The following is an 11,191-nucleotide window of genomic DNA, read 5'->3' on the forward strand; positions in this document are numbered from 1 at the left end:
ATCAAGCATCTTCAATCCTATTTAAACGAGTTTACTTTTAAATACAATCACAGAGATAATAAATCAAATTTTGACTTGCTTCTCAATAGAAGTTTAATGCCATCTGTCATATGATGGGCTATTACTCTCAAGAGGGGAGCCAGCGCTTAACCCGGATGCTCTCTAAAACATTAACTAACACATAAAACAAAAGGAGGATAAACCCTTGAAACGCAGAGATTTTCTTTATTTATCAGGAATGGGCGCTACGGCTTTGATGATGCCCGGCTTGCCATCGTTGGGCAGGCCCATCGACCAGTCGGAAGCGTTAAATTACGTGGACGTAAAAATCAAAAAAGAACTGGCTGACGCTGCACTCAATGCCGCTAAAGCTAAAGGCGCCAGCTACGCCGATGTGCGCATAGGCAGGTATTTAAACCAGGCCATTATTACCCGCGAAAACCGGGTACAGAACATTGGCAGTGGTGAATCGTATGGCGTGGGTATCCGCGTAATAGCCAATGGCTGCTGGGGTTTTGCCGCTACGAACGACATGACCAAAGAAGGTATGGCCCGCACGGCAGATAAAGCCGTGGCAGTAGCTAAGGCGAATGCCAAAATTGGTGGTACACCGGTACAACTGGCCCCCCAAAAGGGATATGGCGAAGTAAGTTGGAAAACACCTATCGAAAAAAACGCGTTTGAGGTGCCTATTAAAGAGAAAGTAGACCTGTTGTTGAATGCCAATGGCATTGCCACTGCTGCAGGTGCAAGCTTTGTAAACTCGACCTTGTTTGCCATTAACGAACAAAAATATTTCGCCTCGACCGATGGCTCGTACATCGACCAGGACATACACCGCATATATCCCAACTTTACCATTACTAAAGTTGACCAGGATTTGGGCGGTTTTGAATCGTTGCGTGGCTCAAGCTCGCCAAAAGGTTTGGGTTATGAGTATTTGACCCCATCGGATGCTGAAAAAGTAACCGGCGTAGTTACCCGCTATAAAAACCGTTATGATTTGTTGGAAGACGTAAAACAGGTATCGCGCGTAGCTAAAGAAAAACTGGACGCCAAAAGCGTTGAGCCGGGCAAATACGACCTGGTGCTCGACCCATCGCACCTGTGGCTGACCATCCACGAATCGGTAGGCCACCCCACCGAGCTTGACCGTGTGTTGGGCTACGAAGCCAATTTTGCCGGTACCAGCTTTTTAACTTTAGATAAATGGCGCTCAAAGAATTTCCACTTTGGCAGCGAGCATGTAAACATTGTTGGCGATAAGCTGCAATATGGCTCGTTAGGTGCTGTAGGTTATGATGACGAAGGCGTAAAATGCGGAAAATGGGATATTATTAAAGACGGTGTTTTGGTAAACTACCAGGCCATCCGCGACCAGGCACATATCATTGGTCTCACTGCTTCGCAAGGCTGCTGCTACGCGCAAAGCTGGCGCGATGTTCAATTTCAGCGTATGCCGAATGTATCGTTACAGCCGGGCAAAACCCCGCTGAGTGTTGACGATATGATCAAAAACGTACAAAAAGGTATCTACATCATCGGCGACGGCTCGTTCTCTATCGATCAGCAACGCTACAACTTCCAGTTTGGCGGACAGATGTTTTACGAGATAAAAGACGGTAAAATTGCAGGCCCGTTAAACGATGTGGCCTACCAGGCCAATACCCAGGAGTTCTGGAACAGTTGCGTGGCCGTTTGCGATGAAAAAGATTACCGCCTGGGCGGATCGTTCAACGATGGTAAGGGTCAGCCTTCACAATCGAGCGCGGTATCGCACGGTTCGTCAACCGCGCGTTTTAATGGAGTAAATGTTATAAACACTAAACGGAGGATCGGATAATTATATGCCAATATTAAGTAAAGAAGAAGCACAGGCTTTATTAAAGAAGGTGCTTAGTTATTCAAAGGCCGAAGAATGCGAAGTAAGCCTGAACGGCAGCGAAGGCGGTAACATCCGCTATGCGTTAAACGCGGTGTCAACAGCGGGCGATATCAGTACCACAGGCTTTTCGGTAACCTCGGCCTATGGCAAAAAAAGCGCCAGCGCTACCGGTGATGAGTTTGACGACGCGTCGCTGGAAAGAGTGGTACGCCGTTCGGAAGAGTTGGCTCAATTAGCCCCGGAAAACCTGGAGCGCGAACCGATGCCCGGTCCGGCAACTTTTAAAGATTCGATCATGTACAATGCCAATACTGCCGCCATGACGCCGGAAAGTCGCGCGGATTTGGTTGGTAAGAGTTTGGACGTTTGCAAAAAAGCTAACCTGAGCGCTGCCGGATTTTTAGAGAACAGCACGAGTTTTGAAGCGGTAATGAACTCGAAAGGATTTTTTGCCTATAACAAAAGTACCGATGTAATTTTCTCGGTTACTACCCGTAACGATGCCGGCACGGCTTCGGGCTATGCGGCGCGTGGGTTTACTGATGTGAAGAAATTAGATACAGAATCGGCAACGCGTATTGCCACCATGAAAGCCAATGCATCCTTAGGTGCTAAAGCTTTGGAGCCGGGCAAATATACCGTGATATTGGAACCTGTGGCGGCTACTTATTTGTTGGAGAACATGTTCCGCTTTGATGCCCGCAGTGCTGATGAAGGCCGCAGTTTTTTAAGCAAAAAAGGCGGTGGCACACGTGTAGGCGAACAACTGATGGACGAAAAAGTAACCATTTACTCCGATCCGTTCGATCCGGACCTGCCCGCAGCCACCTGGGGCCGCGATGGTTTGCCGCGCGAAAAAACCATTTGGGTGGACAAAGGCGTGGTAAAAACCCTGAGCTATAACCGTGCTTACGCTGCCAAGAAAGGCGTTGCCCCGCAAGCAGGCCCCGAAAACATCATTATGATGGGTGGTAATACTTCGCTCGAAGAAATGATCAAAAGCACCGAAAAAGGTATCCTCGTATCGCGCTTATGGTATATCCGTATGGTGGACCCGCAGGTACTGCTGTTAACCGGCCTTACCCGCGACGGTACTTTTTACATCGAGAACGGCGAAATTAAGTTCCCTGTAAAGAACTTCCGCTTTAACGAAAGCCCGGTGATCATGCTCAACAACCTGGAAGCTTTGGGCAAACCCGAGCGCAGCATCAGTGTGGAATCGTACCGAAGCTATATGATACCGCCAATGAAGGTGAGGGACTTTACGTTCTCGTCGTTATCGGATGCGGTGTAGTATTTAATGATTGAATGATTGATTTTTGAATGATTGAATGTTTTTCAATTCAGACAATATTAAAGCCATCTGTAAAAGGGTGGCTTTTTTTGTTTGCCATTCATTTTGTTTAACTTTACATATCATGAAGACACTAACTATCAACATACCTGAAGAAACCGACGAGAAAGAAGTGAAGATGGCCGTGGCTGCTATTTTGTTTGACAAGGGAACGTTGTCATCCGGCCAAGCTGCTGAGTTTGCCGGTGTAACTAAGCGCTTTTTTATTGAGAATGTAGGTACTTATGGCGTTTCTATATTTGGTGAAACCGTAGATGACTTAAGGGCTGAATTTGGTAAATAATATCATAATTTCGGATGCGAGTTGCCTGATCGCCCTTGATCGGATACATCGACTTGACATATTACACAAAACATTTTCAACGATTTTTACAACCTCGAAAGTTCAGGAGGAATTCGGTAGACTATTGCCGGAGTGGATTGTAATTAAGGCGGTTTCAAATCAAGAGCAATTACAACAACTTGAACAGTTGCTGGATCCAGGAGAGGCAAGCGCAATAACATTAGCATTGGAAACCTATGATCCTATTTTGATAATAGATGAAAAAAAAGGAAGAAAAATCGCAGTTGGCCTAAATCTAAATATCATCGGAACGCTAAAAGTTCTCCTTATGGCCAAGCAAGCGGGTGTAATCCCTTTGGTAAAGCCTTTAATCGAGCTTTTGGACAAACGCTCTTTTAGGTTTAGCAAAGTTGTTACCGACGAAATATTAGAACTTGCAAATGAAATGGGCGACTAAACTTTCCTACAACTCCTTCCGCATCACAAAATCGTTCATCCAATAATCGCCTATCGGTATGTCTTCTTCGTAGGCTAAGGTAAAGCCCATTTTTTCGTAAAAGCTTTTGGCTTTGTTGTGGCGGTTTACGTTGAGGTCGAGGGTGTGTTTGCCGGCGGCGAGTACACGGCGACAGACTTCATCTATCATCACCTTGCCGTAGCCTTTGCCCTGGGTTTGGGGCAGGCAATATAGTTTGTGCAGTTTGTAGATATCGGGGTGCTCGTCGCGGGGCGAAAATCCCGCGAAAGCGACGGGAACCTCATCTTCTATTAATAAAATAAAAGTTTGCTCGGCGGTGCTTAGCTGGTGGTGTATCTTTTCGGATGAGTATAACACGCTTAGCATATAGGTAATCTGCTCCGCGCTTAAAATAGGCGAATAGGTTGGCCACCAGGTTTTTTCGGCTATATCGATAATAGCGTCAACGTCGGCTATGGTAGCTTCGCGAATATGGTACATATCGTTTTATTCGGCGGTCATCCCGACGGTAAAGTATTCTTCCAGTTCCTTCAGTGTGGAGGCGTTGGTGGTGATGTCTTTGATGATCTTGCCTTTTTCCATCAATAAGATTCTATCGCATACCTCGGTAACGTGGCTCAGGTCGTGGCTTGATACCAGTGTGGTCATCCCCTGATTTTTGGTCAGGTCTTTCAACAAGCCTTTCAACCTGATCTGGGTACTTGGGTCGATATTGGCAAATGGCTCATCCAGCATTAGCATTTCGGGGCTTTGCAACAGGCAGGCTACTACGCCCACTTTACATTGGTTCCCTTTGGACAGGTCTCGGATGTATTTGCCTTTTTTTAGTATTTCGCCGTTAAAAAACTCGGTATATCCCGAAAGGAAATCATCTACATGCGCGCGTGTTTGGTTGTGCAGGCCGCCAACAAAGTAAAAGTATTCTTCGGGGGTGAGGTAGTCAATCAAAAAGCCTTCATCAAGATAAGCGGCGGTATAGTTTTTCCAGTTTTCGCTATGGGCCACGTTTTCGCCTTTGGATAATACCTCACCGCTTTCAGGGCGTATTAAATCAAGCATCATGCGGAAGATGGTGGTTTTACCCGCGCCGTTATTACCAATGAGGCCAACACTTTCGCCTTTGCGTATTTCCAGGTGCGGTACGTTAACTACCGCTACGCCGGCATAAACTTTCTTCAGGTCTTTAATTTCTATCATAACTATTTGTTTCTAAAGCCTTCGGCTATTTTATATTTTTTTGTGTAAAAATCTGCTTCCAATTTTTTTATCCAATAGGGGCGCATCAGTATAAACAACACACCGCAACCACCTATAATCAACAGGCCGATATCGGCATGCCCGAGCCAGGCGAATGGCCAGTAAATAATAAATGGTGTAATGATGAGCGGAAAGCCCAACAGCATTTGCGTGGCACCAACACCCTCCCAATTAAACGACGCGCCTTTGCTGAGGTCGATACGTTTGTAGTTGCGGTTGGCAAAAAACAGCACGATGGTGATACTGATGCCGATATTCCAGAGGTACATCATAAAATGGACGAAAACCACATGCCAGCCAAAAAAGGCGTAAGGGGTAGTCAATACAAAGGCTACGGTAGATATGCCGGTAAACAAAAGGTATTTGCCCTTTAAAAAATCGCGGAAGTTAACCTTGCTCACCAATATGCCATCGAAATGAGCGGCCTGCCAGCCGTACAAAAACTGACCGTAGCTGATGATGAAGATACCCGTCATGAACATGCCGCAAAATACTTTCCAGCCATCGCCGTATATTTTGTTGGTGTAAAATATCAAACCATAAAACAGCATGATGGTACACATGGTAAGGGCCGATTTTGAGCGCTTGTTGCGTAGGATGAGTTTTATCTCGTTGGCCATCAAATCGCCAACCTTACCGAAAGCGGATAAAAATGGTATTTCGGTGCTGCTTTTGTAGGCGCTCTTTTTTTGCGAACCTAACTCTTCGAGGTAGAGGTTTTGTTTGAGGTATAGGAAATTGACATAATAGATAGCAAAACCCATAACCAGCGGTAAAAATACCCAGACCGGTTGTGTAAGTAAATGACCAAAATAAAGGAAAGAAAGGGTTTTGAAGGAGATGATATGCCATACATAGTCGCACATGATGAGCAGTACCAAAAATATGGCAAAGCCTACCGACACCCAGCCATTTAAGTTGGAGCGGCGCTTGATGTACAAACTGAGGTAGTTGTTAAAAACCGTGAAGCCGGTAATGGCGAAAATAAATGCCCAAGCTATGGCGCCACCGTTTTGGTGCAAAATTACTTTAAAAATAAAAGGGCAAAACAGGATATAAGGCGTAAGGTTAAAAAACGATTGCAGCGAGGCGAACGACAGGTACCTGATAATGGTATTCTTTTTTATTGGCAGGTGCAGGTATGGCTGAACTTTTAAAGTAGGTAGTTCCTGCAGTTGGAAACGCGACAACAAATCGAACAAAAAGTAATAGAGGAGAATACCCGAAAACGCTTTGATGAGGTTATCGGTTGGGAATGCTTTTTCGAGTATCTTATCTAAAATAAAACCTAACAGAAGAAAGCAGGCCATGAGGTACAAAATCATGATGCCCATGATGATGCGTATGGCCAGGTTTTTACCCGAATTTTTTGAACGCCAGAATAATTTTAGTTCGTGTTGGATAAAGGTTGATACCATGTTTAGTTAATAAGTTATTGAGTTATTACCCTTTTCAAATATAACATTATTGCATTAACTCCCCCTTTAGGGGGCTAGGGGGCTAATATTTGTACCTGTCGCCCCAAAGCTTTTTTAATTTTTCTTTTGACTCCGCTTCGCGCGGATTGTTACCGGGTTCGTATAATTTTGTGCCCTTTATGGCATCGGGCAAAAAGTCGAGGTCGACAAAGTTTCCTTCGTAGCCGTGGGCGTATTTATAGTCTTTACCGTAGCCGATGTTTTTCATCAGTTTGGTGGGCGCGTTGCGCAGGTGCAGGGGCACGGGCAGGTCGCCGGTCTCGCGTACCAAAGCCATAGCCGCCCCGATTGCGGTTGTTGCCGAATTGCTTTTTGCCGATGTAGCCAGGTAGATGACCGTTTGCGATAAAATCAACTGCGATTCGGGCATGCCGATGACATTGACTGCCTGGAAACAGCTTTGGGCCAATAGCAAAGCGTTGGGGTTGGCATTGCCGATATCTTCGGAAGCCAAAATGAGCATGCGCCGGGCAATAAACAAGGGGTCTTCGCCGCCGGCTATCATACGGGCCAGCCAGTATACGGCGCCATTTGGGTCGCTGCCGCGCATGGATTTGATGAAAGCCGAAATGATATCGTAATGCTGTTCGCCGGCCTTATCGTATAGTGCCATGTTTTGCTGCACATGCTCGAGCACCAGTTTATTGGTGATGGTGATATGCTCATCGTCCATCGCGTTGACCAGCAGTTCGAAAATATTGAGCAGCTTGCGGGCATCGCCCCCCGAAAGGCGTATCAATGCTTCGTAATCTTCTATGGTGATATTGCGCTTTTTGATGACCTCGTCGGTTTGCTGGGCGGTTTGCAGCAGGTGGATGAGGTCGTCTTCGCTCAATGGTTTTAAAATATACACCTGACAGCGCGACAGCAAAGCTGAGATAACTTCGAAGGACGGGTTTTCGGTAGTGGCGCCGATGAGGGTTACGATGCCGCGCTCCACTGCTCCCAACAACGAATCCTGCTGCGATTTGGAGAAACGGTGGATTTCATCGATAAACAACACCGGCAGACTGTCGCCCTGCTGGCGCAGGATGGAGGCTTTTTCGATGACTTCGCGCACATCTTTAACGCCGGAGTTTATCGCGCTGAGCGAAAAGAAAGGCCGGCTTAAACTCTGCGATATGATATAGGCCAGCGTGGTTTTACCTACACCCGGCGGTCCCCAAAATATCATGGAGGGCAGCGCGCCGCTTTCTATAGCCTTGCGCAATACCGCGCCGGGGCCAACCAAATGCTTTTGGCCGACGTACTCGTCGAGGTTTTTGGGACGCATGCGCTCGGCTAATGGTGGCAGGTTGCTCATGAAGTAAAGTTCGGAAATTTAGGAGGAAATCCTAAGAATATTAGTAGAATAATATGAAGGCAGGATGGAATTTTGTATTTTTGTGTTGGGACCGCTGATTGATGTGATTGGTTTGATTTCGCTGATTTTTAAATAGGTTTCACTGATAGAAATTGTTTTTGACGCCCATATGTTGGTGGATGGGGCTTATGGGTACAACATTATGAAAATGGCAAAATTAGCTCGTTTTTGAGTTAAAAATACCCATATTTACCCATATGCTTGCCCGGAAAATCGGGTTGTATTTGAGAAAATGATAAAATTATGCCCATAAAGGGGGATAAAAATAAAATTTGAAGTACCCATATTTACCCATGAGTGTTGGCTAATTGAACGAATAGATTATGGTAGCTGTGAAAAAATTTATTACTATCGACAAAGACATACAGTTTGGTAAGCCCGTATTTAAGGGAACCCGTGTTCCTGTCGAATCATTAATAGATCATTTAGATAAAGGGATAAACATTGATGAATTTTTGGAAGATTTTCCTACTGTAAAAAAAGAACAGGTTATGCTGTACTTGAAATTGAAAGATTATGAATAATGTCTTAATGGTTAATATTACCTACAACCCTATGGGGTGGAAAAATACTTATATTAATCCTAAAGCAGGGCATAGCTATGCTAGAAAGAACCCAGGAGGAGAATGCTTGAATTTTTGTTTCAATAAAAAAGGCATTGATACTAAGGAGTTTTTTTTTGGGTTTGTACAATGGAAATCAAGACCAATTCGCTTTGAAAATGGAGGAATAATTATTTTCTATACCCATAACACGACTTTGCGAAAAGGAGAAATTGTTGGTGTTTACGGTAATGCGGAAATTTTGAAAGAAAATAAAATTTTTTCTTTCAAGGGCTTCAATGATGATTATTATCCAGTAAATATAAAGGCAGAAAAAGCACTCTCAATTCTATTTCCATTACCCTTGGAAGCTAATAGATATAAAAAAATATCAAGTGAAAGACTAGTTGGTCAGAACGGGTTTATTTATAAGGACACTACGTTCGCAGAACAGATATTGAATGACGAAATAATAGAGCTGCTACGAACCGGACTTCTCGAATCGGAGTATAAAAAACTTGTTTCAATCTATAACCATTATGCAAAAAGTGCATTTGCAATTCCTTTTTTGGATGAGAATTTAAAGGAGCAACTTGAATTAGAATCGTTGTTTACAAAAAGCAAATCGAAACCTGAAATAATAGAAGATTTGAAAAACTTAAAGGAAAGCGATAATGAAGAGATAATTGTAAATCACAAAACTTATAAAAGGGATAACAAGACGATTGCACAATTAAAAATTTTAAGAGATTTTAAATGTCAACTTTGCAATGAATTTATCTTAAAAAAAGACGGAAGCCGATATATTGAAGCAGCACATATTATACCTAAACACAAAAAGGGTAGAGAGACACCTGACAATATCCTAATATTATGTCCAAATCATCATAAAGAATTTGATTTTGGTAAAAGAGTGATAATTTCAAAAAGCCTTGATGAAGTTGTGTTTACTATAAATGAGATGAGATATTGTGTTAAATTATCGTTAGAATAAATCAAATCAACGTTTGACCAGGCAATTTAACCATACCAACCTCCATCAATTTTGCGATGAAGTTTGCCAAACCGATGCCGACCTACGCCTCATCCAACAAAAGCATGGCTACCCGCCCATGTGGAGCAGGTAAAATACCTTTGAATCGTTGTTGCATATTATTTTGGAGCAGCAGGTTTCGCTGGCATCGGCACTGTCGGGTGAAATAACTGCGGAGGGCGTGTTGACCTTGAGCGATGAGGAGTTGAAGGCCTGTTATTTTAGTCGACAGAAAACGCGGTATGTAAAGCACCTGGCCGAAATGATTGTGGAAGGGCAACTCGATTTAGCCGGACTGGAGCATTTGAGCGATGCCGAAGTGCGTCAACAACTGTGCGCCGTAAAAGGCATCGGCAATTGGACGGTGGATGTTTACCTGATGTTTGTTTTGCACCGGGCAGATGTTTTCCCTGTTGGCGACCTGGCCGCGGTGAACGCTTTGAAAAAGGTGAAGGCATTGGCGCCGGACATCAGCAAAGATGGATTGTTGCTGATTGCTGAAGGTTGGAAGCCTTACCGGACTGTGGCGACCATGTTGTTATGGCATATTTATTTGGAGGAAAAGAAGCGTTGATGTGCAGATGTGCGAATGAGGAAATGTGCGGATGAAGAGTTATATTTATGATATGAAACTACTTAGTTACTGTTCAATCTTTTTCATGATAAGTGCATCAGTTGGCTGCAGCCAAAAAAGCGGCAAAAATAAAAGAGCGGAAAGTTTAAAAAGTCAAGAGCAAGTACCAACAATTCAACAGTTAAAAAAGCAAAAAGGTAAGATAGATAAATTAATTGCCGCCGAGCAGGATAAACTAATTGTGTTGGTGAAATTGCCCAATAGCGATAAGCTGATGCTTATTAAAAACGATAAATTTCCGGATGAAGTTGAAACAACCTATAATTTTTTAAAAGATAAAGAGGGCCGAATTATTTTAGCTGGCGAAATTCCTTTTAGCGGAAGCGGTGATTGGGACATTACATATAAAAGCTATTTTGATAAAAATGGTAAACTATTTGCATTTGAGCGTATCGCCGGATTTTTCAATAGCGAATGTACCAAAGAAGACGGTGATGCGGCGCATGAAGACTTGATAAAATACTATACCAGCAGCGGCCAATTGATTGATTCAACATATACGCTTACCGATAGCAAAAAACGGCCACTGGTAAAATCAAAATGTGTGTTTAATTACGATTATCCGTACACCATTATTTTTGATAGGGATACATACAAGAAGGCCAATAAAATTAATATCCCGTAGCGATGGGTTTCAAACTAAGGGTGTTCGAAACCTTACTTAAGGCAACATAATCTTCCTCCTAAAAGTGGGTATGCAGTCTCTTGAATGACAGGCATGTGGCAAAGGACACACCCCTCCACCCCTCTTGAGAGTAATAGCCCATCATATGACAGATGGCATTAAACTTCTATTGAGAAGCAAGTCAAAATTTGATTTATTATCTCTGTGATTGTATTTAAAAGTAAACTCGTTTAAATAGGATTGAAGATGCTTGATGGAT

The 11,191-nt window shown here is 43.7% G+C and carries 12 protein-coding genes; 8 read left to right on the plus strand and 4 right to left on the minus strand.

The window, feature by feature from the left end:
- The first annotated feature begins 205 nt into the window (after positions 1 to 205).
- The 4 genes from QZX97_RS12275 (at position 206) to QZX97_RS12290 (ending at position 3,979) form a co-directional block, all read left to right on the plus strand.
- Entirely contained in the window at positions 206 to 1,843 is a 1,638-nt protein-coding gene (locus QZX97_RS12275; RefSeq protein ID WP_295651856.1) for a TldD/PmbA family protein, read from the plus strand.
- Between the two features lie 4 nt (positions 1,844 to 1,847).
- Complete coding sequence (locus QZX97_RS12280; RefSeq protein ID WP_295651858.1) at positions 1,848 to 3,179, plus strand: TldD/PmbA family protein; 1,332 nt, start codon at positions 1,848 to 1,850, stop codon at positions 3,177 to 3,179.
- Between the two features lie 124 nt (positions 3,180 to 3,303).
- Positions 3,304 to 3,522, plus strand: coding sequence for a UPF0175 family protein (locus QZX97_RS12285; protein ID WP_295651860.1), 219 nt, complete (start codon positions 3,304 to 3,306; stop codon positions 3,520 to 3,522).
- Positions 3,512 to 3,979, plus strand: coding sequence for a DUF3368 domain-containing protein (locus tag QZX97_RS12290; RefSeq protein WP_295651862.1), 468 nt, complete (start codon positions 3,512 to 3,514; stop codon positions 3,977 to 3,979). The genes QZX97_RS12285 and QZX97_RS12290 overlap by 11 nt, the downstream gene beginning before the upstream one ends.
- 6 nt (positions 3,980 to 3,985) lie before the next feature.
- Here the strand turns inward: QZX97_RS12290 and QZX97_RS12295 are convergent, their stop codons facing one another.
- From QZX97_RS12295 to QZX97_RS12310, 4 genes are all read right to left on the minus strand, one after another.
- Positions 3,986 to 4,480, minus strand: coding sequence for a GNAT family N-acetyltransferase (locus QZX97_RS12295; RefSeq protein ID WP_295651863.1), 495 nt, complete (start codon positions 4,478 to 4,480; stop codon positions 3,986 to 3,988).
- 6 nt (positions 4,481 to 4,486) lie between these two features.
- Positions 4,487 to 5,197 (minus strand): ABC transporter ATP-binding protein, encoded by a 711-nt coding sequence (locus QZX97_RS12300; protein ID WP_295651865.1) that lies wholly within the window; start codon positions 5,195 to 5,197, stop codon positions 4,487 to 4,489.
- A 2-nt stretch (positions 5,198 to 5,199) separates the two neighbouring features.
- Positions 5,200 to 6,675, minus strand: a complete 1,476-nt coding sequence (locus QZX97_RS12305) for a DUF5687 family protein (RefSeq protein ID WP_295651867.1) — start codon at positions 6,673 to 6,675, stop codon at positions 5,200 to 5,202.
- Positions 6,676 to 6,757: 82 nt separating this feature from the next.
- Complete coding sequence (locus QZX97_RS12310; protein WP_295651868.1) at positions 6,758 to 8,038, minus strand: replication-associated recombination protein A; 1,281 nt, start codon at positions 8,036 to 8,038, stop codon at positions 6,758 to 6,760.
- A 383-nt stretch (positions 8,039 to 8,421) separates the two neighbouring features.
- Between QZX97_RS12310 and QZX97_RS12315 the strand changes: the two genes are divergently transcribed.
- The 4 genes from QZX97_RS12315 (at position 8,422) to QZX97_RS12330 (ending at position 10,932) form a co-directional block, all read left to right on the plus strand.
- Entirely contained in the window at positions 8,422 to 8,622 is a 201-nt protein-coding gene (locus QZX97_RS12315; RefSeq protein ID WP_295651870.1) for a DUF433 domain-containing protein, read from the plus strand.
- The gene (locus QZX97_RS12320) at positions 8,615 to 9,634 is read left to right on the plus strand and encodes an HNH endonuclease (RefSeq protein WP_295651872.1); all 1,020 of its coding nucleotides are present in this window, start codon (positions 8,615 to 8,617) and stop codon (positions 9,632 to 9,634) included. Before QZX97_RS12315 ends, QZX97_RS12320 begins: the two co-directional genes overlap by 8 nt.
- A 148-nt stretch (positions 9,635 to 9,782) precedes the next feature.
- The gene (locus QZX97_RS12325) at positions 9,783 to 10,247 is read left to right on the plus strand and encodes a DNA-3-methyladenine glycosylase 2 family protein (RefSeq protein ID WP_295651874.1); all 465 of its coding nucleotides are present in this window, start codon (positions 9,783 to 9,785) and stop codon (positions 10,245 to 10,247) included.
- An 85-nt stretch (positions 10,248 to 10,332) separates the two neighbouring features.
- Positions 10,333 to 10,932 (plus strand): hypothetical protein, encoded by a 600-nt coding sequence (locus QZX97_RS12330; protein WP_295664680.1) that lies wholly within the window; start codon positions 10,333 to 10,335, stop codon positions 10,930 to 10,932.
- Positions 10,933 to 11,191 lie beyond the last annotated feature (259 nt).

It is taken from the genome of uncultured Mucilaginibacter sp., assembly GCF_903893715.1.
Lineage (GTDB): Bacteria > Bacteroidota > Bacteroidia > Sphingobacteriales > Sphingobacteriaceae > Mucilaginibacter.